Annotated in this window: 22 protein-coding genes and 1 other RNA gene; 13 read left to right on the plus strand and 10 right to left on the minus strand. The window is 65.7% G+C overall.

Going from position 1 to position 23,554, the window contains the following annotated elements; all coding sequences use genetic code 11:
- Positions 1 to 19: 19 nt before the first annotated feature.
- A complete protein-coding gene (gene ppk1 / locus ACDI39_RS18150; RefSeq protein ID WP_368816221.1) occupies positions 20 to 2,245 on the plus strand; it encodes a polyphosphate kinase 1 in 2,226 nt (741 codons plus the stop codon).
- Here the strand turns inward: ppk1 and ppx are convergent.
- The gene (gene ppx / locus ACDI39_RS18155; protein WP_225787669.1) at positions 2,232 to 3,734 is read right to left on the minus strand and encodes an exopolyphosphatase; all 1,503 of its coding nucleotides are present in this window, start codon (positions 3,732 to 3,734) and stop codon (positions 2,232 to 2,234) included. The genes ppk1 and ppx overlap by 14 nt on opposite strands.
- 246 nt (positions 3,735 to 3,980) lie before the next feature.
- Here ppx and trxA point away from each other — a divergent pair, with 246 nt between their 5' ends.
- From trxA to ACDI39_RS18180, 5 genes are all read left to right on the plus strand, one after another.
- Complete coding sequence (trxA, locus tag ACDI39_RS18160; protein WP_012274768.1) at positions 3,981 to 4,307, plus strand: thioredoxin TrxA; 327 nt, start codon at positions 3,981 to 3,983, stop codon at positions 4,305 to 4,307.
- A gap of 227 nt (positions 4,308 to 4,534) precedes the next feature.
- Positions 4,535 to 5,794 (plus strand): transcription termination factor Rho, encoded by a 1,260-nt coding sequence (rho, locus tag ACDI39_RS18165; protein WP_043212134.1) that lies wholly within the window; start codon positions 4,535 to 4,537, stop codon positions 5,792 to 5,794.
- Between the two features lie 198 nt (positions 5,795 to 5,992).
- Positions 5,993 to 7,459, plus strand: a complete 1,467-nt coding sequence (gene ubiD / locus ACDI39_RS18170; protein WP_225787668.1) for a 4-hydroxy-3-polyprenylbenzoate decarboxylase — start codon at positions 5,993 to 5,995, stop codon at positions 7,457 to 7,459.
- Complete coding sequence (locus tag ACDI39_RS18175; protein ID WP_225787667.1) at positions 7,459 to 8,427, plus strand: CDP-6-deoxy-delta-3,4-glucoseen reductase; 969 nt, start codon at positions 7,459 to 7,461, stop codon at positions 8,425 to 8,427. The genes ubiD and ACDI39_RS18175 overlap by 1 nt, the downstream gene beginning before the upstream one ends.
- 338 nt (positions 8,428 to 8,765) lie before the next feature.
- Entirely contained in the window at positions 8,766 to 9,416 is a 651-nt protein-coding gene (locus tag ACDI39_RS18180; protein WP_486536972.1) for a gamma-glutamylcyclotransferase, read from the plus strand.
- Positions 9,417 to 9,461: 45 nt separating this feature from the next.
- On the opposite strand, the gene ACDI39_RS18185 is transcribed toward ACDI39_RS18180, so the two are convergent.
- Positions 9,462 to 10,439, minus strand: a complete 978-nt coding sequence (locus tag ACDI39_RS18185) for an NADPH:quinone oxidoreductase family protein (protein WP_225787665.1) — start codon at positions 10,437 to 10,439, stop codon at positions 9,462 to 9,464.
- Positions 10,440 to 10,658: 219 nt separating this feature from the next.
- Here ACDI39_RS18185 and ACDI39_RS18190 point away from each other — a divergent pair, with 219 nt between their 5' ends.
- The gene (locus ACDI39_RS18190) at positions 10,659 to 11,063 is read left to right on the plus strand and encodes a flagellar basal body-associated protein FliL (RefSeq protein ID WP_225787664.1); all 405 of its coding nucleotides are present in this window, start codon (positions 10,659 to 10,661) and stop codon (positions 11,061 to 11,063) included.
- Here ACDI39_RS18190 and ACDI39_RS18195 read toward each other — a convergent pair whose 3' ends face one another.
- The 4 genes from ACDI39_RS18195 to ACDI39_RS18210 form a co-directional block, all read right to left on the minus strand.
- The gene (locus ACDI39_RS18195; protein WP_225787663.1) at positions 11,064 to 12,176 is read right to left on the minus strand and encodes an ABC transporter permease; all 1,113 of its coding nucleotides are present in this window, start codon (positions 12,174 to 12,176) and stop codon (positions 11,064 to 11,066) included. It lies immediately after the preceding gene.
- Between the two features lies 1 nt (position 12,177).
- Positions 12,178 to 14,898: a ribosome-associated ATPase/putative transporter RbbA gene (gene rbbA / locus ACDI39_RS18200; protein WP_486536973.1), complete on the minus strand. Its 2,721-nt coding sequence runs from the start codon at positions 14,896 to 14,898 to the stop codon at positions 12,178 to 12,180.
- A complete protein-coding gene (locus ACDI39_RS18205) occupies positions 14,895 to 15,854 on the minus strand; it encodes an HlyD family secretion protein (protein WP_225787661.1) in 960 nt (319 codons plus the stop codon). The genes rbbA and ACDI39_RS18205 overlap by 4 nt, the downstream gene beginning before the upstream one ends.
- A gap of 96 nt (positions 15,855 to 15,950) precedes the next feature.
- On the minus strand, positions 15,951 to 16,400 hold the full coding sequence (locus tag ACDI39_RS18210; RefSeq protein WP_225787660.1) for an EVE domain-containing protein: 450 nt from the start codon (positions 16,398 to 16,400) through the stop codon (positions 15,951 to 15,953).
- A 180-nt stretch (positions 16,401 to 16,580) separates the two neighbouring features.
- Here ACDI39_RS18210 and ACDI39_RS18215 point away from each other — a divergent pair, with 180 nt between their 5' ends.
- Positions 16,581 to 16,730: a hypothetical protein gene (locus tag ACDI39_RS18215; protein WP_225787659.1), complete on the plus strand. Its 150-nt coding sequence runs from the start codon at positions 16,581 to 16,583 to the stop codon at positions 16,728 to 16,730.
- 19 nt (positions 16,731 to 16,749) lie between these two features.
- On the opposite strand, the gene ACDI39_RS18220 is transcribed toward ACDI39_RS18215, so the two are convergent.
- The 4 genes from ACDI39_RS18220 to ACDI39_RS18235 form a co-directional block, all read right to left on the minus strand.
- Complete coding sequence (locus tag ACDI39_RS18220) at positions 16,750 to 17,358, minus strand: 5-formyltetrahydrofolate cyclo-ligase (RefSeq protein ID WP_225787658.1); 609 nt, start codon at positions 17,356 to 17,358, stop codon at positions 16,750 to 16,752.
- An 80-nt stretch (positions 17,359 to 17,438) separates the two neighbouring features.
- A non-coding RNA gene (gene ssrS / locus ACDI39_RS18225) (6S RNA) lies at positions 17,439 to 17,618 on the minus strand.
- Between the two features lie 17 nt (positions 17,619 to 17,635).
- Positions 17,636 to 17,953 carry a cell division protein ZapA gene (locus ACDI39_RS18230; protein ID WP_225787657.1) on the minus strand — a complete coding sequence of 106 codons (318 nt, stop codon included), beginning with the start codon at positions 17,951 to 17,953 and terminating at the stop codon, positions 17,636 to 17,638.
- The gene (locus ACDI39_RS18235; RefSeq protein ID WP_041166806.1) at positions 17,950 to 18,132 is read right to left on the minus strand and encodes a TIGR02449 family protein; all 183 of its coding nucleotides are present in this window, start codon (positions 18,130 to 18,132) and stop codon (positions 17,950 to 17,952) included. Before ACDI39_RS18235 ends, ACDI39_RS18230 begins: the two co-directional genes overlap by 4 nt.
- A 181-nt stretch (positions 18,133 to 18,313) precedes the next feature.
- On the opposite strand from ACDI39_RS18235, the gene ACDI39_RS18240 reads away from it, so the two are divergent.
- Genes ACDI39_RS18240 through ACDI39_RS18260 form a run of 5 tightly spaced genes read left to right on the plus strand, consistent with a single transcriptional unit; the run spans position 18,314 to position 23,126 of the window.
- A complete protein-coding gene (locus ACDI39_RS18240) occupies positions 18,314 to 18,868 on the plus strand; it encodes a YecA/YgfB family protein (protein WP_253081680.1) in 555 nt (184 codons plus the stop codon).
- A gap of 21 nt (positions 18,869 to 18,889) precedes the next feature.
- Positions 18,890 to 20,224: a Xaa-Pro aminopeptidase gene (gene pepP, locus ACDI39_RS18245; RefSeq protein ID WP_225787655.1), complete on the plus strand. Its 1,335-nt coding sequence runs from the start codon at positions 18,890 to 18,892 to the stop codon at positions 20,222 to 20,224.
- A complete protein-coding gene (gene ubiH / locus ACDI39_RS18250; protein WP_225787654.1) occupies positions 20,221 to 21,420 on the plus strand; it encodes a 2-octaprenyl-6-methoxyphenyl hydroxylase in 1,200 nt (399 codons plus the stop codon). The genes pepP and ubiH overlap by 4 nt, the downstream gene beginning before the upstream one ends.
- Positions 21,417 to 21,899: a DUF4442 domain-containing protein gene (locus ACDI39_RS18255; RefSeq protein WP_225787653.1), complete on the plus strand. Its 483-nt coding sequence runs from the start codon at positions 21,417 to 21,419 to the stop codon at positions 21,897 to 21,899. Before ubiH ends, ACDI39_RS18255 begins: the two co-directional genes overlap by 4 nt.
- 9 nt (positions 21,900 to 21,908) lie before the next feature.
- Positions 21,909 to 23,126 (plus strand): 2-octaprenyl-3-methyl-6-methoxy-1,4-benzoquinol hydroxylase, encoded by a 1,218-nt coding sequence (locus ACDI39_RS18260; RefSeq protein ID WP_225787652.1) that lies wholly within the window; start codon positions 21,909 to 21,911, stop codon positions 23,124 to 23,126.
- Positions 23,127 to 23,554: the final 428 nt, after the last annotated feature.

The following is a 23,554-nucleotide window of genomic DNA, read 5'->3' on the forward strand; positions in this document are numbered from 1 at the left end:
GGCCCTCCAGGAACGTCAGATGAATAATGAAGTGCTAACCCCTGTCGAGATCAAGGACGCCCAGGCGATCCCCGAGGAGATGGTACAGACGCCGCCGGACCTGCCGACGGCTCCGGAGCCCGCCCCCGAGGCACCGGCGCCCGCGCCGGCTCCGGCGATCGCCATCCCGAGCCTGGACGACAGCAGCCTGTACATTCATCGCGAGCTTTCCCAGCTGCAGTTCAACATCCGCGTGCTGGAACAGGCGCTGGACGAGTCCTACCCGCTGCTCGAGCGTCTGAAGTTCCTGCTGATCTTCTCCAGCAACCTGGACGAGTTCTTCGAGATCCGCGTCGCGGGCCTGAAGAAGCAGATCACCTTCGCCCGCGAGCAGGCCGGCGCCGACGGCTTGCAGCCGCACCAGGCCCTGGCGCGGATCAGCGACCTGGTGCATAGCGAGGTGGAGCGCCAGTACGCGATCCTCAACGATGTGCTGCTGCCGGAGCTGGAGAAACACCAGATCCGCTTCATCCGCCGTCGCTACTGGACGCCCAAGCTCAAGACCTGGGTGCGCCGCTTCTTCCGTGACGAGATCGCGCCGATCATCACCCCGATCGGCCTCGACCCGACCCACCCGTTCCCGTTGCTGGTCAACAAGAGCCTGAACTTCATCGTCGAACTCGAGGGTGTCGATGCCTTCGGCCGTGATTCGGGCCTGGCCATCATCCCGGCGCCGCGCCTGTTGCCACGGGTGATCCGTGTGCCGGAGGAGGTCGGTGGCCCGGGCGATAACTACGTGTTCCTGTCGTCGATGATCCACGCCCATGCCGACGACCTGTTCCAGGGCATGAAGGTCAAGGGCTGCTATCAGTTCCGCCTGACCCGTAACGCCGACCTGGCGCTGGATTCGGAAGATGTCGAGGACTTGGCCCGAGCCCTGCGCGGCGAGCTGTTCTCGCGCCGCTATGGCGACGCCGTGCGCCTGGAGGTGGCTGACACCTGTCCGAAACACCTGTCCGACTACCTGCTCAAGCAGTTCAGCCTGAGCGAGAGCGAGCTGTACCAGGTCAACGGCCCGGTCAACCTGACCCGCCTGTTCAGCATCACTGGCCTGGACAGCCATCCGGAGCTGCAGTACACCCCGTTCACCCCGGGCATCCCCAAGCTGCTGCAGAACGCCGACAACATCTTCAGCGTGGTGAGCAAGCAGGACGTGCTGCTGATGCACCCGTTCGAGTCCTTCACCCCGGTGATCGACCTGCTGCGCCAGGCCGCCAAGGATCCGCACGTGCTCGCCGTGCGCCAGACCCTGTACCGCAGCGGCGCCAACTCGGAAATCGTCGACGCCCTGGTGGATGCGGCGCGCAACGGCAAGGAGGTCACCGCGGTGATCGAGCTGCGCGCGCGTTTCGACGAAGAGTCCAACCTGCAGATGGCCAGCCGCCTGCAAGCGGCTGGCGCGGTGGTGATCTACGGTGTGGTCGGCTTCAAGACCCACGCCAAGATGATGCTGATCCTGCGCCGCGAGCAGGGCGAGATCGTGCGCTACGCCCACCTGGGCACGGGTAACTACCACGCCGGCAACGCCCGCCTGTATACCGACTACAGCCTGCTCACCTCCGACGATGCCCTCTGCGAGGACGTCGGCAAGTTGTTCAGCCAGCTGATCGGCATGGGCAAGACCCTGCGCATGAAGAAGCTCCTGCACGCCCCCTTCACCCTGAAGAAGGGCATGCTCGACATGATCGCCCGGGAGACCCAGTTCGCCCAGGAAGGCAAGCCGGCGCACATCATCGCCAAGTTCAACTCGCTGACCGACGCCAAGGTCATCCGTGCGCTGTACAAGGCCAGTCAGGCCGGCGTGCGCATCGACCTGGTGGTGCGTGGCATGTGCTGCCTGCGGCCGGGCATCCCCGGGGTGTCGCACAACATCCAGGTGCGCTCGATCATCGGCCGCTTCCTCGAGCACACGCGGGTGTTCTACTTCCTCAATGGCGGCGAAGAACAGATCTTCCTGTCCAGCGCCGACTGGATGGAGCGCAACCTCGACAAGCGTGTCGAGACCTGCTTCCCGGTGGAGGGCAAGAAGCTGCTGCTGCGGGTCAAGAAGGAGCTGGAAAGCTACCTGACCGACAACACCCACGCCTGGATCCTGCAGCCGGACGGCCGCTACGTGCGCAGTACGCCGACCGGCAACCAGAACCCGCGCAATGCCCAGGCGACCCTGTTGGAGCGCCTGAGCAACCCGGTCCTCAACGTACGCTGAGGACGAAGCCGACCCGGTCCAGCCACTGCGCCTCGTTGGCGAAGTCGGCCTGGGTCAGCGGGTGCTGTTCCAGCCAACCGTCGGGGAAAACCACGTCCAGGCTGCCTTCGCCGGCCTGCAGCACGACCTTCGGCATCTGCTGGGTACCGCGGATGTGGTGGAAGAGGATGGCGAAGCGCAGCAGCACGCACAGGCGGATCAGCTGGATGCCTTCGTCGCCGAACTCGGCGAACCGGTCCTTGGGGATGTTGCGGCGGTGGCCGCGTACCAGCAGGGCCAACATCTGCTGGTCCTCGCGGGAGAAGCCGGACAGGTCGGAGTGCTCAATCAGGTAGGCGCCGTGCTTGTGGTAGTGGTAGTGGGCGATGTCCAGCCCCACTTCGTGGACTTTCGCCGCCCAGCTCAGCAGGTCACGCCAGTTGCCTTGCTCCAGCCCCCAGGCCTCGGCGACCTGGTCGAAGGCATGCAGGGCCTTGCGCTCGACCCGCGCCGCCTGGCCCTGGTCGACGTGATAGCGCTCCATCAGCGAATTGAGTGTGCGCTCGCGCACGTCCTCGTGGTGGTGACGGCCCAGCAGGTCGTACAGCACGCCTTCGCGCAGGGCGCCCTCGCAGTGATCCATGCGTTGCAGCTCGAGGGCGTCGAAGATCGCCTCGAGGATCGCCAGGCCCGCCGGGAAGATGGCGCGGCGGTCTGGCTTGACGCCGTCGAAGTCGATCTTGTCGGTCTCGCCGAGCTTGAACAGCTTGCGCTTGAGCCAGACCAGGCCTTCGGCATTGACCTCGCCGTTGCCCAGGCCACCGGCCTTGATGGCGGCGCCGATGGCACGAATGGTGCCGGAAGAGCCGATGGCCTCGTCCCAGGTCAGGCGGTGCAGGGCGTTCTCGATGCTCATCAGTTCCAGGCGTGCGCAGGTGTAGGCCTGGGCGTAGCGCGCCGGGGTGATCTTGCCGTCGCGGAAATAGCGCTGGGTGAAGCTGACACAGCCCATCTGCAGGCTTTCGCGCAGCAACGGCTCGAAGCGCTGGCCGATGATGAACTCGGTGCTGCCGCCGCCGATGTCGGCGACCAGGCGCTTGCCAGGGGTATCGGCCAGGGTGTGCGACACGCCCAGGTAGATCAGGCGCGCTTCCTCGCGACCGGAGATGACCTCCACCGGGTGGCCGAGGATGGCTTCGGCGCGCTGGATGAATTCGTTGCGGTTGCGCGCCTCGCGCAGGGCGTTGGTACCGACGATGCGCACGGCGCCGGCGGGCAGGCCGTTGATCAGCTGGGCGAAACGCTTGAGGCACTCGAGGCCGCGTTGCATGGCTTCTTCGCTGAGCTGGCGCTCCTCGCTGATGCCGGCGGCCAACTGAACCTTTTCCCCCAGCCGCTCGAGAATGCGGATCTCGCTGTGGTGGGCCTTGGCCACGACCATGTGGAAGCTGTTGGAGCCAAGGTCGATGGCGGCGATCAAAGACAGGTTCTTCGCGGTGGTATGCGGCATGATCTCGATGTTCTCGGTCGATAACCCGGCAATCGTGCCACGATCGTGGACGGACGCCAACGCATGGCATTGCAAGGCTTGATGCAAGGCAAGGTGTGTTGGAATGCTATGACAGCCGTGTGACAGTTTCGATTCGCGGTGTCTTGCACAACTATAGTTACACTCAATCGGCCGTGACTTCCTGTAGGGCGTAGGTGCGGCTATGATGGGCAACGTTTTTTATTGCTTACGACCTTGGAGATTTCCATGAGCGACAAAATCAAACATGTCACCGACGCCAGCTTCGAAGCCGACGTTCTGCAGGCTCAAGGCCCGGTGCTGGTCGACTACTGGGCCGAATGGTGCGGCCCATGCAAGATGATCGCTCCGGTCCTGGACGACATCGCCGCCACCTACGAGGGCAAGCTGACCGTCGCCAAGCTGAACATCGACGAGAACCAGGAAACCCCGGCCAAGCATGGCGTGCGCGGTATCCCGACCCTGATGCTGTTCAAGAACGGCAACGTCGAGGCCACCAAGGTCGGTGCCCTGTCCAAGTCGCAGCTGGCCGCGTTCCTCGACGCCCACCTGTGATGTGAAAAGGCCCCGCAACTGCGGGGCTTTTCTTTTTCCGAGCACTAGACGCCGAAAAAAGCAAGTGTTACATTCGGCCTCGCACTGTTCCTTCAGTGCCCTCTGCACGCCGTCGCCGACGCACTCCTAATTCGAATCAGTACGCGATCCTGTCGCCATCTCGCGGCGCGGCTTCATTAAGCCAGAAGCTTAATTCTCCCTTCTTACATGATTACGTCACTCCCCTTATGAACCTGACTGAACTCAAGCAAAAGCCGATTACCGATCTGCTGGAAATGGCCGAACAGATGGGCATCGAAAACATGGCCCGTTCGCGCAAGCAGGACGTGATTTTCGCCCTGTTGAAGAAACACGCGAAAAGCGGCGAAGAGATCTCGGGTGACGGCGTGCTGGAGATTCTCCAGGATGGTTTCGGTTTCCTGCGTTCGGCGGATGCATCCTATCTGGCCGGCCCTGACGACATCTACGTCTCGCCCAGCCAGATCCGTCGCTTCAACCTGCGCACCGGCGACACCATCGTCGGCAAGATCCGTCCGCCGAAGGAAGGGGAGCGCTACTTCGCCCTGCTGAAGGTCGACACCATCAACTTCGACCGCCCGGAAAACGCCAAGAACAAGATCCTGTTCGAGAACCTGACGCCGCTGTTCCCCAACGAGCGCCTGAAGATGGAAGCCGGCAACGGTTCCACCGAAGACCTCACCGGCCGCGTCATCGACCTGTGCGCCCCGATCGGCAAGGGCCAGCGCGGCCTGATCGTCGCCCCGCCGAAAGCGGGCAAGACGATCATGCTGCAGAACATCGCGGCCAACATCACCCGCAACAACCCCGAATGCCACCTGATCGTGCTGCTGATCGACGAACGTCCGGAAGAAGTGACCGAGATGCAGCGCACCGTGCGCGGCGAAGTGGTCGCCTCGACCTTCGACGAGCCGCCGACCCGCCACGTGCAGGTCGCCGAGATGGTGATCGAGAAGGCCAAGCGCCTGGTCGAGCACAAGAAGGACGTGGTCATCCTGCTCGACTCCATCACCCGTCTGGCCCGTGCCTACAACACCGTCATCCCGAGCTCCGGCAAGGTGCTGACCGGTGGTGTCGACGCCCACGCCCTGGAGAAGCCCAAGCGCTTCTTCGGTGCCGCCCGCAACATCGAGGAAGGCGGTTCGCTGACCATCATCGCCACCGCGCTGGTCGAGACCGGCTCGAAGATGGACGAGGTGATCTACGAAGAGTTCAAGGGCACCGGCAACATGGAGCTGCCGCTGGACCGCCGCATCGCCGAGAAGCGCGTGTTCCCGGCCATCAACATCAACAAGTCCGGTACCCGCCGCGAAGAGCTGCTGACCGCCGACGACGAACTGCAGCGCATGTGGATCCTGCGCAAGCTGCTGCACCCGATGGACGAAGTCGCTGCCATCGAGTTCCTGGTCGACAAGCTCAAGCAGACCAAGACCAACGACGAGTTCTTCCTGTCGATGAAGCGCAAATAAGCACCACCGCACAGTGAACTGGGGCTGCTTCGCAGCCCTTCGCGGGCAAGCCCGCTCCCACAGGGATCGCACGAACCTGGGGGAGCGGGCTTGCCTGCGAAGGGCGCGAAGCGGCCCCAAGTCATTTTTGGCCATTGGGCCCTGAACGGCGCTACACTCTGCAACCCCGACCGATACGGCCAACCACGAGGCTCATGCATGCAGTATCGCGACCTGCGCGACTTCATCCGAGGCCTGGAGCAGCGCGGTGAACTCAAGCGCATCCAGGTTCCGATCTCCCCCGTCCTGGAAATGACCGAAGTCTGCGACCGCACCCTGCGCGCCAAGGGCCCGGCGCTGTTGTTCGAAAAGCCCACGGGCTTCGACATACCCGTGTTGGGCAACCTGTTCGGCACCCCGGAGCGGGTGGCCATGGGCATGGGCGCCGAGTCGGTCGACGAACTGCGCGAGATCGGCAAGCTGCTGGCCTTCCTCAAGGAGCCCGAGCCGCCGAAAGGGCTGAAGGATGCCTGGTCGAAGCTGCCGATCTTCAAGAAGGTCGTGTCCATGGCACCGAAGGTAGTCAAGGACGCGGTGTGCCAGGAGGTGGTGGTCGAGGGCGAGGACGTCGACCTGACCCAGCTGCCAATCCAGCATTGCTGGCCGGGCGACGTGGCGCCGCTGATCACCTGGGGCCTGACCGTCACCCGTGGCCCCAACAAGGACCGCCAGAACCTGGGTATCTACCGCCAGCAACTGATTGGCCGCAACAAGGTCATCATGCGCTGGCTGAGCCACCGTGGCGGCGCCTTGGACTACCGTGAATGGTGCGAGAAGCACCCCGGCCAGCCGTTCCCCGTGGCGGTGGCGCTGGGGGCTGACCCGGCGACCATCCTCGGTGCCGTGACCCCGGTGCCGGACACCCTGTCCGAATACGCCTTCGCCGGGCTGCTGCGTGGCAACCGCACCGAGCTGGTCAAGTGCCGCGGCAGCGACCTGCAGGTGCCGGCCACTGCCGAGATCATCCTCGAAGGCGTGATCCACCCGGGCGAGACCGCACCGGAAGGCCCCTACGGCGACCACACCGGCTATTACAACGAGGTCGACACCTTCCCGGTGTTCACCGTCGAGCGCATCACCCACCGCCGCAAGCCGATCTACCACAGCACCTACACCGGGCGTCCGCCGGATGAGCCGGCGATCCTCGGCGTGGCGCTGAACGAAGTGTTCGTGCCGATCCTGCAGAAGCAGTTCCCGGAGATCGTCGACTTCTACCTGCCACCTGAGGGCTGTTCCTACCGCATGGCGGTGGTGACCATGAAGAAGCAGTACCCGGGTCACGCCAAGCGTGTGATGCTGGGCGTGTGGTCGTTCCTGCGACAGTTCATGTACACCAAGTTCGTTATCGTCACCGACGATGACATCAACGCCCGTGACTGGAATGATGTGATCTGGGCCATCACCACGCGCATGGACCCCAAGCGTGATACGGTGATGATCGACAACACGCCGATCGACTACCTGGACTTCGCGTCGCCGGTATCGGGGCTGGGGTCGAAGATGGGCCTGGACGCGACGCACAAGTGGCCGGGCGAGACTACACGCGAATGGGGCCGCGCCATCGTCAAGGACGAGGCCGTCACCCGCCGTATCGATGAGCTGTGGGATCAGTTGGGAATAGATTGATGCAGGTAACCTTGCAGCCGTCCGGAGCGGTACTGGCACTCGAACCCGGGGAAAGGATTCTGGATGCGGCACGGCGCCTGGGCTATGACTGCCCGAGCAGTTGCCGCAACGGCAACTGCCATGCCTGTGCGGCGTTGTTGGTGGAAGGGCGCGTGCGCCAGGATGGCCAGGTCCGCGATCATGGCGAGCTGTTCACCTGCATCGCCGAGCCGCTGGAAGACTGCGTGCTGCTCTGGGACGGTGTGCTGGCCCTGGGCGAGCTGCCGGTGCGCACGTTGGCCTGCACTCTGAGCGAGTGCGTGGAGGTGGGCGGCGATGTCTGGCGCGTGCGGCTGCGCACTCCAGCCGGCAAGCCACCACGCTATCACGCCGGGCAGTACCTGATGATCGAGCGTGAGGGCGCGGGCAAGGCGGCCTTCTCCCTGGCTTCGGCCCCGCACGCCGGGCGCGAGCTGGAGCTGCATGTGCTGGTGCGGGAGAACAGTGCCCGCCAGTTGATCGAGCAACTGCAGCGTGACCGCGTGGCACGTATCGAACTGCCCTTCGGTGATGCCCACCTGGCCGAGCTGCCCGATGGCCCGCTGGTGCTGATCGCCGCTGGCACCGGCATGGGCCAGATGCACAGCCTGGTCGAGCACTGCCGCGCCCAGGGTTTCAAGCACCCGGTGCACCTGTACTGGGGCGTGCGACGGCCTGAGGACTTCTACCAGATCGAGCACTGGGACGAGTGGGAGCGCCTGCCGAATCTCTTCCTGCACAAGGTGGTCAGCGACCTGTGCGGTTGGGAAGGGCGCTGCGGCTTGCTGCATGAAGCCGTCTGCGAGGACATCGGCGACCTGAACCAGGTGCATGTCTATGCCAGCGGTTCACCGACCATGGTCTACGCCACTCTCGATGCCCTGGTCGAGGCTGGCATGGATGCCCACCGCATGCGTGCCGACGTATTCGCCTACGCGCCGCGCGGTTGAAGATGAACGGCTCGCCGCAATGGCGTGCCGTGCTTAATAACCAAAGTTGCCAGCGAAGAGTATAAGCCGCTTATTGTTGCTGCGCGGGTTAATAACTTTCACGTGGCTCGAAACAATCGGCACCAATGGTCGGAAGTGTGCACTAAACTTGTGGCGAGGGCTTGAAGTGTCGATGGCGTCTGTCTTACGTTACAGACCAGTTCTCGACGCAGCTCCCATGGCGCCAGGCTCGCCCGCATCCGGGCGAGAGCCGGCATGCCGCGAAACATGGCTTTCTGAATGTCCAGGAGTTGCAGGGCAGCATTTCGATAGTTCACGTTGAATAATGGCGGCAGCGCATGTCGGCACTTGAAAGTTCACCCTGGCAGATCACCTATCCACCGTCGCTCGATTTCGGCCAGCAACTGACCCGCGAGCAATTGCTCAACTCCATGAGAATGACCATGGCGCGCCACGAAGGCGGCCCGGTGTGGTTGTTCGCCTATGGTTCGCTGATCTGGCGGCCGGAATGCAATGCGGTCGAACGCCAGCGACCCCGGGTGCATGGCTATCATCGCGGCCTGTACCTGTGGTCGCACGAACATCGCGGCACGCCGGAGTGCCCAGGGTTGGTGTTCGGACTCGACCGTGGCGGCTCGTGCAGCGGGTTCGCCTACCGCCTGGACGAGAACGGCCTGGAGGACTCGTTGCTGGCCCTGTGGCAACGGGAGATGCCCTACCCCGCGTATCGGCCTCATTGGCTCAATTGCCGGCTGGGCGATGGCAGCAAGGTCCAGGCCCTGGGCTTTGTCCTGGAGCGGCATCTGCCGTGCTATGCCGGTAATCTGCCGGATACCCTGTTCAGCCAGATCCTGGCCAGTGCCAAGGGCCGCTTCGGCAGTACCCGCGAGTATGTCGAGCAGACCTTGAACGCCTTGCGCCACCACCAGATGCCGGATCGCAACCTAGAGGCGCGGTTTCGACGCTGCCATAACCTGCGCGAGGTCTGACAGGCCGCTTTGCGGCCCGTCGCCGACAACTGAAGGCCCCAGCGCTCAGCGGGTCAATACCACCAGCTTGCCCACCGCCTGCCGTTGCCCCAGCCGCTCGATGGCCGTTCCGGCCTCGGCCAGCGGATAGGTCTGCGACACCAGTGGCTTGAGCTTGCCCTCGGCATGCCAGGCGAACAACTGGCGGAAGTTGGCAGCATTGTCCTCGGGCTGGCGCTGGGCGAAGGCCCCCCAGAACACCCCCACCACCGAAGCCCCCTTGAGCAGCGCCAGGTTCACCGGCAAATGCGGAATGGTCCCGCTGGCAAACCCCACCACCAGCAGCCGGCCGTTCCAGGCCAGGCCGCGCACGGCTTGGTCGAACAGCTCGCCACCGACCGGGTCGTAGATCACGTCCACGCCCTGGCCGCCGGTCAGGCGCTTGATCTCGTCCTTGAGGCTCGCCTGGCCATAGTCGATCAGCTCGTCGGCGCCAGCGGCCTTGGCCACGGCGAGCTTTTCGGCACTGCTGGCGGCGGCGATCACCCGCGCACCCATGGCCTTGCCGATTTCCACTGCCGCCAGGCCGACGCCACCGGAGGCGCCGAGCACCAGCAGGGTCTCGCCGGCCTTGAGCTGGCCGCGTTGTTTCAGCGCATGCATCGAAGTGCCGTAGGTCATGCCGAAGGCGGCGGCGGTGGTGAAGTCCATGCCCTCGGGAATGGGCAGCACATTGTAGAAGGGCACGGCCACCTGTTCGGCGAAGGCGCCCCAGCCGGTCAGGGCCATGACCCGGTCGCCAACCTTGAAGGCGCCGGCCTTCTCGCCCACGGCGGCGACCACTCCGGCGGCCTCGCCACCCGGCGAGAACGGCAGGGGTGGCTGGAACTGGTACTTGCCTTCGATGATCAGGGTATCGGGAAAGTTGACCCCGGCGGCGTGCACGTCGAGGAGGACTTCGTTCCTCTTCGGCTCCGGGCTCGCCACCTCTTCCAGGGCCAGGTCCCGCGCCGGGCCCAGGGTTTTGCACAATACGGCTTTCATCGGGGCTATTCCTTTGCGTGTGGTGGCCGATAAGTGTAGGAGGGGCAGGTGCCCGGTCAACGAGCATGGCCCGCCCTGATGGGCCGACATAAGCCCCGCATCGGTTCGACATTGACCTGAAGGGCAAGCATGAGCCGGGGGCCAGGGCTGCCAAGCAGCGGCTTGGGTTTGGACGATGTGCTGGGTAAGCTGGCGCCAACTGTATTGAGGAGCGAATTCGTGAAAGCGTGGATCTTGATGGTGCTGGCCTTGCTGCTGCCAGCTGCGGCCCTGGCCGAGGACGCCAAGGATGGGCAGCCCAAGGTTTCCTATATCAGCCTGAGCCCGCCCTTCGTCGGCAACTACGCCCTCGACGGCAGCCCCAGGCTGCGTGTGTACAAGGCCGATGTGGCCCTGCGCGTGTCCGGCGATGCCGCAGCGGCGGCGGTCAAGCACCACGAGCCGCTGATCCGCAACCAACTGGTGGCGTTGTTCACCCAGCAGGGCGTGGACAACATGAACAGCGTCGAGGCCAAGGAGCAGCTGCGCCAGGAAGCGCTCAGGCAGGTCCAGCAGGTCATGGAGGCCGAGGAGGGCAAGCCGATCGTCGAGGACCTGCTGTTCAACAACCTGATCGTGCAGTGATCAGGAGGTCAGGCTGCGGCGAAAGCGCGCCAGGGCCACGCTGAAGAACACCAGGCCGATCACAGCCAGGGCCAGGACATCCGGCCACACCACCGCAAACCCGGCATCGCGGAACAGGATTGCCGCGCCGAGGCTGACGAAGTGGGTCGAGGGCGAGCCCTGCATGACCCACTGTAGCCACTGCGGCATGCTATCCAGCGGTGTGCTGCCGCCGGAGAGCAGCAGCATCGGGATGATCACCGGGATCGCCAGCAGGCCGAACTGCGGGGTCGAGCGCGCCAGGGTGGCGAGGAAAATGCCCAGTGCCGTGCTGGCGAACAGGTACAGGGCGGTCACGCCCAGGAACAGGCCCATGGACCCGGCCAGCGGCACGCCCAGCGCCCCCTTGACTACCACCTCGAGCGATACCCAGGTGCACAGCACGACCACCAGGGCGTTGCTGCCGATCTTCGCCAGCATGATTTCCAGCGCTGTCAGCGGCAGCACCAGCAGGTGGTCCAGGGTGCCATGTTCGCGCTCGCGCAGCAGTGCGGTGCCGGTGAGGATGATGGCCAGGATGGTGATGTTGTTGACGATCTGGATCACCGCCAGGAACCAGCCACCTTCCAGGTTGGGATTGAACAGCGCCCGCGGGCTGATCGTCGCCGGGCTGGCTGCGGCGGTGCCGCCGGCGTAGTCGAGCAGTTCGCGCTCGAAGATCCGGCCGATGTAGCCCGCCCCCATGAACGCCTGGCTCATGGCCGTGGCATCGACGTTGATCTGCAGCTCGGGCGAGCGCCCGGCCAGCAGATCGCCCTGGAAGTTCACCGGCACGTTGATCACGAAGGTGTACTGGCCGCTGTCCATGGCCTGGTCGAGGCGGTCCAGGGCCAGTGGCACGGCGGGCTGGAACTCGGGCGGTTGCAGCGATTCGGCCAGTTTGCGCGAGACCTGGCTGCGATCCTCGTCGACCACCGCCACGCTGGCGTTGTGCACGCCGATCACCGAGCCGGCCGCCGGCATGTAGATCGCCACGCTGAAGGCGTACAGCAGAAACAGCAGCAGCACGCTGTCGTGGCGCAGGCTGGTCAGCTCCTTCAGGCCCAGGCGCAGGGTATGGTGCAGGCGGTGCATGTCAGGCTTCCTGCTTCTTCAGCATGGCCAGGCTCAGGCCGCTGAAGGCGACGAAGAAGCCCAGCAGGGCCAGGCACTGTGGCCATAGCTCGCGCAGGCCGAGGGCCTTGGTGAAGGTGCCGACGGCAATGTCGAGGAAGTAGCCGGCCGGGAACAACTGGCCCATCAGCGCCGCGGCGCCATCGAGCGACGAGCGCGGCACGATCAGCCCGGAGAACTGGATGGTCGGCAGGCTGGTGATGATCATGGTGCCGAGGATCGCTGCGATCTGCGTGCGGGTGAAGGCCGAGATCAGCAGACCCAGGCTGGTGGTCGCCAGCAGGTACAGGAAACCGCCGCAGGCCAGGGCCGGCAGGCTGCCCTTGAGCGGTACGCTGAACAGCCAGCGGTTCATCGCCACCAGCAGCGCCAGGTTGACCAGGCTCACCGCCAGGTAGGGGGCCTGCTTGCCGAGCAGGAACTCCAGGCGAGTCAGGGGCGTGGCGTAGAAGTTGGTGATCGAGCCCAGTTCCTTTTCCCGGACGATGCCCAGGGCCGTGAGCATGGCCGGGATGAACGCCAGGATCAGCGCCATGACGCCAGGGCCGATGGCGTTCACGCTGACCACGTCCTGGTTGTAGCGAAAGCGTGTCTCCAGCCTGACCGGCGCCTGCCGAGGCTGCGGTTGTGAGCTCAGCGCAGCGAGTTGCTCGAGGTTGGCCTGGTGCACCGCCTCCACGTAGTTGCGGCTGGTCTCGGCGCGAAACGGCATGCCACCGTCGAGCCAGGCTGCCACCACCGGCTGGCGGCCGGCATGCAGGTCGCGGCCGAAGCCGGGTGGGATCTCCAGGGCGAGCTTGATCTCCGAGCGCTGCAGGCGTTGGTGCAATTGGGTGGCATCGCGGATCGGCGCCTGCTCGGCGAAGTAGCGCGAGCCGCGAAACGCTTCCAGGTAGGCGCGGCTCTGCGGGCTCTGGTCCTGGTCATAGACGGCGAAGGCAAGGTTTTCCACATCCAGGGAAATGCCGTAGCCGAAGATCACCATCATGAACAGCGCACCCAGCAAGGCGAAGGCCAGGCGGACCTTGTCGCGCAGCAGTTCCTTGCCCTCGCGGCTGGCCACCGCCAGCAGCCGGCGCAGGCTGAAGCCCTGGCGCAACGGGCGTGTGGCGTCCTCGGCCTGCTCCAGGGTGGCATTGGTCGATGCCTGCTGGCCTTGTTCCTGGGCCTGCTCCAGGCAGCGGACGAAGGCGTCCTCCAGCGTCGCGCCGGCGAACTGCGCCTGCAAGGTGGCAGGCGTGTCGCAGGCCAGGACCCGGCCGGCGTGCATCAGCGAGATACGGTCGCAGCGCAGGGCTTCGTTCATGAAGTGGGTGGACAGGAAGATAGTCACGTCCTGCTCTCGCGACAGCTCGACCAGCAACCGCCAGAAGTCATCGCGGGCGGCCGGATCGACGCCGGAGGTCGGTTCGTCGAGGATCAGCACCTCGGGCCGGTGCAGCACCGCCACCGCCAGCGACAGGCGCTGGCGCAGGCCCAGGGGCAGGGCGCCGGAGGGCTGGTCGGCGATGGCCTGCAGGCCGAAGCGCTGTAGCAGTTCGGCGATGCGCGGGGTGCTGTCGGCCTTGGGCAGGTCGAACAGGCGGGCGTGCAGCTCGAGGTTTTGTCGGGCGCTCAGCTCGCCATACAGGGAAAAGGCCTGGGACATGAAGCCGACCCGCTTGCGGGTGGCCAGGTCGCGGGCGTCCACCGGCCGGCCGAGCAGGTTGGCGCTGCCTTCGCTGGCCGGCATCAGGCCGGTGAGCACCTTCATGGTGGTGGTCTTGCCGCAGCCGTTGGAGCCGAGGAAGCCGAAGATCTCGCCACGGCCGATAGCGAAGCTGACCTTGTCCACGGCGGTGAAGTCGCCGAAGCGCAGGGTCAGGCCGTGGGCTTCGATGGCGACCGGCCCATCGTCCGCCTGGCGGGGCGGAATGCTCAAGGGCTCGGCCGTCTCGCCTTTGCCGTCCTGGAAATAGGTGAAGGCATCGTCCAGCTTGCCGCTGGCGGTCACCGCGGCCAGTTCGCGGCTGGGGCCGGCGGCCAGCAGGCGACCGCCGTCGAGCATCAGGCAATGTTCGAACTGCTCGGCTTCCTCCATATAGGCCGTGGCCACCATCAGGGTCAGCTGCGGGCGCTGCGCGCGGACCTGCTCGACCAGCTCCCAGAAGCGCCGGCGGGACAGCGGGTCGACGCCGGTGGTCGGTTCGTCGAGGATCAGCAGGTCGGGCTCGTGGATCAGCGCGCAGCACAGGCCGAGCTTCTGCTTCATGCCGCCGGACAACTTGCCCGCCGGGCGATCGGCGAAGCGCTCCAGGTCGGTGGCGCGCAGCAGGTTGGCCATGCGTTGTTCGCGCTGGGCGCGGCCCAGGCCGAAGAGGGTGGCGAAAAAGCGGATGTTCTCGCGGATCGACAGCTCCGGGTACAGGTTGTTGCCCAGGCCCTGGGGCATGAAGGCGACCCGTGGATAGAGCTGGTTGCGGTGGCGACGTCGGCGGATCGGGCCGCCCAGCACCTGCAACTCGCCCTGCTGCAGGCGCTTGACCCCGGCGATCAGCCCTAGCAGCGTGGACTTGCCGGCACCGTCTGGGCCGATCAGGCCACAGCGGGTGCCGGCCGGTAGGCTGAAACCCAGGGTTTGCAAGGCGACCAGGTCGCCGTAGCGGTGGCTGATGCCCTCGGCCACCAGCGCCGGAGCACTCATTGCAGGTCGGCCGGCCAGTTCACGTCGGCCGTGCGCACGTAGCCGGCGCCCGGCATGCCTGGCTTGGCCTGGGGCACGGCGCTGGGCTCGGTCAGGCGCAGCTTGACCCGAAACACCAGCTTTTGGCGCTCGTCACGGGTTTCCACCTGCTTGGGGGTGAACTGCGCCTTGGCCGCGACGAACGCTACCTTCGCCGGCAAGGCTTGCCCCGGCAGAGCATCGAGCACGATTCGCGCCGGGTCGCCGACGGTCAGGCGACCGGTGGTGGAGGCGGGCAGGTAGAGGTTCATGTACTGGTCGCTCGGGTCGATCAGCATCAGCACGCGGCCGCCGGCGCCCAGCACTTCGCCGGGCTCGGCCAGGCGCAACTGGATGATGCCGTCGATGGGCGCGCGCAGGCTGCTGTCGTCGATTTCGCTGGTGAGCTGTGCCACCTGGGCCTCGGCGGCACCGATGGCGGCCTTGATCGCCGCCAGCTGGGCGCGGGCGGCGACGACTGCGGCGTTGGCGGTGTCGTAGCGGGCCTGCTGCTGGTCGAGTAGTTGCTGGCTGGCGAACTTGCGCTGGTAGATCTCACGGACCCGCTTGAGCTCCTGGCTGGCCAGCAACCGCTCGCTCTGGCGCAACTGCACGTTGGCCACGGCGGCGGCATGGTTCTCCCGCGCCCGCAGCACTTCGGCCTCGGCCTGGCTGCGCTGGGCCTCCAGCGTGCGGGTATCGATGCGTGCCAGCAGTTGGCCGCGGGTCACCCTGTCGCCTTCATCGACCAGCACTTCGGCCAGGCGCCCCGGGACCTTGCTGGCGATCTGCACTTCGGTGGCCTCGAGGCGGCCGTTGCCCATGCTCACGCCTTCGGGCAGGCGATCGTGCAGGGATTTCCAGTAACCCAGGCCGCCCGCCGCCAGCAACAGGGCGAGCAGGGCAGTGGCAAAGAGTTTCGGTGCGTATCGGCTCATCGAGGCTGCGTCCCTGCTGTATTGCACACCCGATAGTGACGCAGGGCCGCGCCGTGCGCCTTGATGTTGGTCAAGCCACTGACGATAGTCGCAGGTTCAGCCCAGCGCGAGGATGGCCGCCCACTGCTGTGGGGTGACCGGCATCACCGACAGGCGGCTGCCTTTTTGTACCAGCGGCAGTTCGGCCAGGGCGGCCTGTTGCTTGAGCAGGCCCAGGCCCAGAACCTGGCCGAATGTCTTCACGTGGGCCACGTCCACTGCGCTCCAGGGGTTCTTGTCGGCACTGGCCTTGGCATCGAAGTAGGGGCTCTGCGGGTCGAGCGCGGTGGGGTCGGGGTAGGCCGCGGCGATGATCCGGGCGATGCCGGCGATACCCGGTTGCGGGCAACTGGAGTGGTAGAAGAAGAACTCGTCGCCTATGCTCATGGCCCGCAGGAAATTGCGCGCCTGGTAGTTGCGCACCCCGTCCCAGCGTGCCTGCCCGAGGCGTGCCAAGGCGTCGATGGAGAGCTCGTCGGGCTCGGATTTCATCAGCCAATAGGCCATGGATGCTGCTCCTGACAAAATTTGAAATAACCTGGCCCACTAAACCGACGGTCGGTTGGCGTCAACGTTTGCGTGTCGTCGCACGTTGTCGGAAAATGCGCCGATTTTAAAGCTAGACGCTCCGGCAACACCAAGAAGGTTGCCGAGCCTGAACAGTTTGCCTTAGGGGGGCATTCATCGATGAACCAACGCAAACCGGATTTGCTCTGGATCCTGGTCTTCATCTTCGGCCTGGGTGTCGTCACCACCGGTTATGCGCAGAGTTTCTGGGAGCGCAAGATGGACGCTGCCTACCAGATGCCGGTCGATCCCGCCCAGCAGCAACGCTGACCCCCTTCGCTGGCGCCGCTCAGTTCGGCGCCAGGTACCAGCCACGGTCCGAGACCGTTCCCTTGAGCGGCACATCCCAACTGGCCTGGGCCAGCCGCTCGACCTTCTGGCATTCATGGGCCAGCCCCAGCAGCAACGGTTTCTTCCACGCCTTGCGCCGCGCCTGATAGGCCAGGCTGCGGTCGTAGAAGCCACCGCCCATGCCCAGCCGGCCGCCTACTTCGTCGAAGCCCACCAAGGGTAGCAGGATCAGGTCCAGTGACCAGATCGGTCGTTGGCGCTTGCGATCGGTCAGCGGCTCGGGGATGCGGAAGCGGTTGGGGCGCAGTTTTTCTCCACGCTCGAAACGCTGGAACACCATGCGCGTGCGCGGCCAGGCGTGCAGCACCGGAAGGTAGGTACGCTTGCCGCGCCGCTGGGCCTCGCGCAGCAACAGGCGCGGGTCGATCTCGCCGTCGTTGGGTAGGTACAGGGCGATGTGCCGGGCACGGCGGAACAGTGGATGCTGGGCCAGTTGGCGGTACAGGCCAAGGGAGGCCTGGCGCTGTTGGGCCGGGGTGAGAGCGCGGCGGGCATTACGGAGCAGGCGACGGAGTTGAGGGCGGGTGAGCGGCGCGGTGTCGGTCATGGCACAGGCGTTCCCAGAGGTGCCGGCCGCCGCTGCGGCCAGACGAATTGCCCGCCGGGAAGGCGGGCAAGGCGGAATTCAGGCTCCCCGATGGAACCGCTGTCGGTGTAGCCCTTGAACCCGAAAGTTCAAGGTGGAGATTGCAGGGGGCGTTAAGGCTTTCCGTCGAGCGGACATGCACACCTGCCCCAGCGTGCAACCCCCGTGGTTGTGCGTATCGGCTCAGGGACATAACCGACTGGCGCATCCCCCAGGGAGTGGCGCCAGTATACCAATCTCAGCCGATTTTGGTATCCGCGTCGTCGGACAGTGCCTGGTCGACCCGCTCCAGCAGGTCGCGTACCTGCTCGCGGGTGGTGCCGTTGCCGGCCACGTCCGGGCGCTCCTGGCGGTGCAGCAGTTCGTGGGTGATGTTCAGCGCCGCCATGACCGCGATGCGGTCGGCACCGATCACCTTGCCGCTGCTGCGGATCTCGCGCATCTTGCCGTCCAGGTAGCGCGCGGCGCTGACCAGGTTGTTGCGTTCCTCGGGCGGGCAGATGATCGAATATTCCTTGTCGAGGATCTGGACGGTGACGCTATTGCTTGAACTCATGAGTCTTGCTCCAGGGCCTTGAGGCGCAGGATCATCGATTCGACCTTGCGCTTCGCGATCTCGTTCTTTTCGATGAGGTGGGCGCGCTCCTCGCGCCAGGATTTTTCCTGAGCTAGTAGGAGTGCATTTTGCCGTTTTAGTTGCTCGACACGCTCGATCAGCAACTCGAATCGGCTCATCAGCGCTTGCAGGTCGTTCTCTTGCGTGGGTTGCACTCGATTCGCTCCATCGTGGACTCACCAGGCGATCATGCCTCTCCCTGGGCCGCGGCGGCCAGTGCCGATGGTCTTGGCGCGCCTGCCGGTGCTAGGATACAAGGTCTTCATTCTAGTCATTGCGCCGTCTGGCGCCTAGCTGCCCATGCCCAATACCCAATCGCCCTACACCGCCTTCGCCACGCTGCTCGCCAGCAATGGCCATCCTGTTTCCCCGGCCGAGCTGCACGGCCTGCTGATCGGCCGCAGCTGTGCCGGCGCAGGGTTCGATGCCGACGCCTGGCTGGCCGACGCCGCCGGCCTGCTGGAGAACGATGCCGAGGACGCCGTGCGCAACGCCCTGATCGGCCTGCAGGAAATGGTCAAGGCCGAGCTGACCGGCGAGGACATCACCCTGGTCCTGCTGCTGCCCGGCGACGAGGCACCGCTGGCCGAGCGCGCCGCGGCCCTGGGCCAGTGGTGCCAGGGCTTCATCACCGGCTTCGGCCTGAATGCCGGCGGCAAGGAACTCTCCGGCGAGGCCAAGGAAGTGCTGCAGGACCTGGTGGCCATCTCCCAGGTCCAGGATGCCCTCGAGGAGTCCGAGGACGGCGAGAGCGATTACATGGAAGTCATGGAGTACCTGCGCGTGGCGCCCTTGCTGCTGTATACGGAGCTGGCCAAGCCGGCCGCACCCGCGCCCAAGCCATCGCTGCACTGACACCTGGGGGTAGTCCTGCCCATGAGCCACATCCCGAAGGCCGAGTATGCCCGTCGGCGCAAGGCGCTGATGGCGCAGATGGTCCCCAACAGCATCGCCATCCTGCCGGCCGCTGCAGTCGCCATCCGCAACCGCGACGTCGAGCACGTGTACCGCCAGGACAGCGATTTCCAGTACCTCAGCGGTTTTCCCGAGCCCGAGGCGGTGATCGCCCTGATCCCGGGCCGTGAACACGGCGAGTACGTGCTGTTCTGCCGCGAGCGCAACCCCGAGCGCGAGCTGTGGGACGGCCTGCGGGCCGGCCAGGAGGGCGCGGTGCGCGACTACGGCGCCGACGATGCCTTCCCGATCACCGATATCGACGAGATCCTGCCGGGCCTGATCGAGGGACGCGACCGGGTCTATACGGCCATGGGCAGCAACCCCGAGTTCGACCGCCGGCTCATGGAGTGGATCAATGTGATCCGCTCCAAGGCGCGCCTCGGTGCCCAGCCGCCGAACGAATACGTTGCCCTGGATCATCTGCTGCACGACATGCGCCTGTATAAATCGGCAGCGGAAGTGAAGGTGATGCGCACCGCTGCGGCGATTTCCGCGCAGGCCCATGTGCGGGCCATGCAGGCCTGCCGCGCGGGGCTGCACGAATACAGCCTGGAAGCCGAGCTGGACTACGTGTTCCGCAAGGGCGGGGCGAAGATGCCGGCCTATGGTTCGATCGTCGCCGCCGGGCGTAACGCCTGCATCCTGCATTACCAGCAGAACGACGCCCCGCTCAAGGACGGCGACCTGGTACTGATCGATGCCGGCTGCGAGATCGACTGCTACGCCAGCGACATCACCCGCACCTTCCCGGTCAGTGGGCGCTTCTCGCCGGAGCAGAAGGCCATCTATGAGCTGGTGCTCAAGGCCCAGGAGGCCGCGTTCGCCGAGATCGCGCCAGGCAAGCACTGGAACCACGCCCACGAGGCGACCGTGCGGGTCATCACCGAGGGCCTTGTGGCGCTGGGGTTGCTCAAGGGCGAGGTGCAGGCGCTGATCGACAGCGAGGCCTACCGCGCCTTCTACATGCACCGCGCCGGGCACTGGCTGGGCATGGATGTGCATGACGTGGGCGACTACAAAGTCGGCGGCCAGTGGCGAGTGCTCGAGCCGGGCATGGCGCTGACCGTCGAGCCGGGCATCTACATTGCCCCCGACAACCAGAACGTCGCGAAGAAATGGCGCGGCATCGGCGTAAGGATCGAGGACGACGTGGTAGTGACCAGGCAAGGCTGTGAAATTCTGACCACGGGCGTCCCCAAGACCGTCGCCGAGATCGAGGCGCTGATGGCTGACGCACGCAGGGACGTGGCATGAGCCGGGTCAACCTGGCGATCATCGGCGGTGGCCTGGTCGGTGCCAGCCTGGCCCTGGCCCTGCAGGCCGGGGCCAAGGCTCGGGGCTGGAAACTCCTGCTGATCGAACCCTTCGCCCCCGGCCACAGTTTCCAACCCAGCTACGACGCGCGCTCTTCGGCGCTGTCGTTCGGCACCCAGCAGATCTACCAGCAGCTCGGCCTGTGGCCGGTCATCAGCCAGCGTGCCGAGCCGATCAGCCAGATCCAGGTGTCCGACCGTGGCCGCTTCGGCGCTACCCGACTGGATGCCCGCGAAGAAGGCGTGCCGGCGCTTGGCTACGTGGTGGAGAACGCCTGGCTCGGCCAGTGCCTGTGGCAGGCCCTGGACACCGAGGTGGTCAGCTGGCGCTGCCCCGCCGAGGTCAAGGCCATGCAGGCCATCGCCGGCGGCTACCGCCTGCAACTGGACGACGACACTCACCTGGAGTGCGACCTTGCAGTGTTGGCCGACGGTGGTCGCTCCGGCCTGCGCGAGCAACTGGGTATCCATGTGCGCCGCATCCCCTACGACCAGAGTGCGTTGATCGCCAACATCACCCCTGGCGAGGCCCATGGTGGCCAGGCGTTCGAGCGCTTCACCGAGCAGGGCCCGATGGCCCTGCTGCCGCTGCCGGAAAACCGTTGCGCGCTGGTCTGGACACGCCAGGGGATGGACGCCCAGCGTCTGGTGGAGACCGATGAACGTAGCTTCCTGCGTGAGCTGCAGGACGCCTTCGGTTACCGCCTGGGCGCCCTGCGCCAGGTCGGCGTGCGCCACCTGTACCCGTTGGCGCTGGTCGAGGCCGAAGAGCAGGTGCGCCCTCACCTGGTGGTGTTGGGCAACGCCGCCCACAGCCTGCACCCGATCGCCGGGCAGGGCTTCAACCTGTCCCTGCGCGACGTGCAGTCCCTGGCCGATGCCCTGCTGGATGGCCCTGCGCTGCCAGGTGACCTGGCCACCCTGCAGGCCTATCACCAGCGCCAGCGCCTGGACCAGGCCCTGACCATCGGCTTCTCCGACCAGGTCACTCGCCTGTTCGGCAGCAGCCAACCGTTGCTGGCGGCCGGGCGCAACATCGGCCTGCTCGGCCTCGACCTGCTGCCGCCGGCGAAAAGCTGGTTCGCCCGTCAGGCCATGGGCCTGGGCACCCGTCCAGACCTGCGGGGCAGGGCATGAGCGATTCGCACAGGCTCGCCCGCAAGGCTCGCATGCTGCGGTGGCTGCTCAACCTCTACCCGCCCTACCTGGGTGCCGGCATCCGTGTGCAGCACATCAGCCCGGACATGCGCAGCATCAAGGTGCGCATGAACCTGACCCGTTGGAACCGCAACTACGTCGGTACCCAGTTCGGCGGCAGCCTGTACTCGATGGTCGATCCGTTCTACATGCTGCTGCTGATCGAGCGCCTGGGGCGCGAATACATCGTCTGGGACAAGGCCGCCAGCATCGATTTCATCACGCCGGGCAAGGGCCCGGTGTTCGCCGAGTTCCACGTCGACGATGCGTTGCTGGAGGAGATCCGCCAGCAGACCGCCAGCGGCAAGAAATACCTGCCCCGTTTGCAGGTCGATATCCGCGACGGCACTGGCGAGCTGGTGGCGCGGGTCGATAAAACCCTTTACGTGCGGCTCAAGCCGCAAGCGAGGCACGCCTAAGGCATGGAAATGCGCGCAGATCTGTTGATTGTCGGTGCCGGTATGGTCGGCAGCGCCCTGGCCCTGGCGTTGCGCCATAGCGGCCTGGAGATTCTCCTGCTCGACGGCAGCCCGCTGTCGGTCAGGCCCTTCGACGCCGAGGCGCCGTTCGAACCGCGGGTCAGCGCCCTGTCGGCGGCCAGCCAGCGCATCCTCGAGCGTCTGGGCGCCTGGGAAGGCATTGCCGGGCGACGCGCTTCGCCCTATACGGACATGCGGGTGTGGGACGGCAGTGGCACCGGCCAGATCCATTTCTCGGCGGGTAGCGTGCATGCTCCGGTGCTGGGCCATATCGTCGAGAATCGGGTGGTGCAGGATGGTCTGTTGGAGCGCCTGCACGACAGCGACGTCGGCCTGTTGCCCAACGCCCGCCTGGAACAGATGCGCCGCTCCGGCGACGAGTGGCTGCTGACCCTGGCCGACGGCCGGCGCCTGCGCTCGACGCTGGTGGTGGCTGCCGATGGCGCCAACTCCGCGGTGCGCCGCCTGGCCGGCTGCCAGACACGCGAATGGGATTACCTGCACCACGCCATCGTCACCAGCGTGCGCTGCAGTGAGGCGCACCGGGCCACGGCCTGGCAGCGCTTCACCGACGAGGGGCCGCTGGCGTTCCTGCCGCTGGCCCGTGATGGCGGGCAGGCGTGGTGCTCGATCGTCTGGTCGACCACTCCGGAGCAGGCCGAGCAGCTCATGGCACTGGATGACCAGGCCTTCTGCCAGGCCCTGGAACGGGCCTTCGAAGGCCGCCTGGGCCAGGTCCTGCAGGCTGACCCTCGACTGTGCGTGCCATTGCGCCAGCGGCACGCCAAGCGCTATGTCGACGAGGGCCTGGCGCTGATCGGCGATGCGGCCCATACCATCCATCCGCTGGCCGGGCAGGGCGTCAACCTGGGGTTTCTCGATGCCGCGGTGCTGGCCGAAGAACTGGAGCACGCCTGCGAGCGTGGTGAACGCCTGGCCGATGTGAAGGTGCTGAGCCGTTTCGAGCGCCGCCGCATGCCACACAACTTGGCGCTGATGGCGGCGATGGAAGGGTTCGAACGGCTGTTCCAGGCCAACCCACTGCCATTGCGCTGGTTGCGTAACAGCGGGCTGAAGCTGGTCGAGCAGATGCCAGAGGCCAAGGCGCTGTTCGTGCGCCAGGCGCTGGGGTTGTCGGGCGACTTGCCGGAGCTGGCGAAAGCCTGAGGCCATTCTCGGGCACGTCCCAATGGCCGTCAGTCAAGCGGTGCTATGTCGTCTTGGGGCTGCTTTGCAGCCCATCGCCGGCAAGCCGGCCCCCACAGGGTCCGAGTCGATCACGAATGATGCCGGCTGCACGACCATGTGGGACTGGCTTGCCGGCGAAGCGGCCCCAAATGGCGGCTCTTGTCCGCGAACAGATCCATTCTGGAGCATGGGTGTATGACAGGGGCTTTGGGATGCCGTTCAAGAGGCGGGAGCCGTGAAGTGGAACACAACATAGAAGAGCGCGCACAAGGCTAGGCCTGTATACATCAGCAGGCGCCCTGCGTGAGCGCGAAGTTTCAAGGGCTGAGGGAAAACGTCCAAGTCCTCAGCGAATGAACATCCTCAAGCGTGATATGGAAACACGGGACGGAGATAGGACTCCGTAT

The sequence above is a fragment of the Pseudomonas sp. Tun-23181 genome (genome assembly GCF_057415455.1).

What these genes read in the sequence shown, in the direction of transcription:
- ubiD (WP_225787668.1), top strand. Translation starts at nt 5,993, where the DNA reads ATGCAGTATCGCGACCTGCGCGACTTCATCCGAGGCCTGGAGCAGCGC.
- ACDI39_RS18215 (WP_225787659.1), top strand. Translation starts at nt 16,581, where the DNA reads ATGAACCAACGCAAACCGGATTTGCTCTGGATCCTGGTCTTCATCTTC.
- ACDI39_RS18195 (WP_225787663.1), bottom strand. Translation starts at nt 12,176, where the DNA reads ATGCACCGCCTGCACCATACCCTGCGCCTGGGCCTGAAGGAGCTGACC.
- ACDI39_RS18180 (WP_486536972.1), top strand. Translation starts at nt 8,766, where the DNA reads ATGTCGGCACTTGAAAGTTCACCCTGGCAGATCACCTATCCACCGTCG.
- ACDI39_RS18210 (WP_225787660.1), bottom strand. Translation starts at nt 16,400, where the DNA reads ATGGCCTATTGGCTGATGAAATCCGAGCCCGACGAGCTCTCCATCGAC.
- ACDI39_RS18185 (WP_225787665.1), bottom strand. Translation starts at nt 10,439, where the DNA reads ATGAAAGCCGTATTGTGCAAAACCCTGGGCCCGGCGCGGGACCTGGCC.
- ppk1 (WP_368816221.1), top strand. Translation starts at nt 20, where the DNA reads ATGAATAATGAAGTGCTAACCCCTGTCGAGATCAAGGACGCCCAGGCG.
- ACDI39_RS18240 (WP_253081680.1), top strand. Translation starts at nt 18,314, where the DNA reads ATGCCCAATACCCAATCGCCCTACACCGCCTTCGCCACGCTGCTCGCC.
- ppx (WP_225787669.1), bottom strand. Translation starts at nt 3,734, where the DNA reads ATGCCGCATACCACCGCGAAGAACCTGTCTTTGATCGCCGCCATCGAC.
- ACDI39_RS18205 (WP_225787661.1), bottom strand. Translation starts at nt 15,854, where the DNA reads ATGAGCCGATACGCACCGAAACTCTTTGCCACTGCCCTGCTCGCCCTG.
- ACDI39_RS18235 (WP_041166806.1), bottom strand. Translation starts at nt 18,132, where the DNA reads ATGAGCCGATTCGAGTTGCTGATCGAGCGTGTCGAGCAACTAAAACGG.
- ACDI39_RS18230 (WP_225787657.1), bottom strand. Translation starts at nt 17,953, where the DNA reads ATGAGTTCAAGCAATAGCGTCACCGTCCAGATCCTCGACAAGGAATAT.
- rho (WP_043212134.1), top strand. Translation starts at nt 4,535, where the DNA reads ATGAACCTGACTGAACTCAAGCAAAAGCCGATTACCGATCTGCTGGAA.
- rbbA (WP_486536973.1), bottom strand. Translation starts at nt 14,898, where the DNA reads ATGAGTGCTCCGGCGCTGGTGGCCGAGGGCATCAGCCACCGCTACGGC.
- ACDI39_RS18220 (WP_225787658.1), bottom strand. Translation starts at nt 17,358, where the DNA reads ATGACCGACACCGCGCCGCTCACCCGCCCTCAACTCCGTCGCCTGCTC.
- ACDI39_RS18255 (WP_225787653.1), top strand. Translation starts at nt 21,417, where the DNA reads ATGAGCGATTCGCACAGGCTCGCCCGCAAGGCTCGCATGCTGCGGTGG.
- ubiH (WP_225787654.1), top strand. Translation starts at nt 20,221, where the DNA reads ATGAGCCGGGTCAACCTGGCGATCATCGGCGGTGGCCTGGTCGGTGCC.
- ACDI39_RS18175 (WP_225787667.1), top strand. Translation starts at nt 7,459, where the DNA reads ATGCAGGTAACCTTGCAGCCGTCCGGAGCGGTACTGGCACTCGAACCC.
- trxA (WP_012274768.1), top strand. Translation starts at nt 3,981, where the DNA reads ATGAGCGACAAAATCAAACATGTCACCGACGCCAGCTTCGAAGCCGAC.
- pepP (WP_225787655.1), top strand. Translation starts at nt 18,890, where the DNA reads ATGAGCCACATCCCGAAGGCCGAGTATGCCCGTCGGCGCAAGGCGCTG.
- ACDI39_RS18260 (WP_225787652.1), top strand. Translation starts at nt 21,909, where the DNA reads ATGCGCGCAGATCTGTTGATTGTCGGTGCCGGTATGGTCGGCAGCGCC.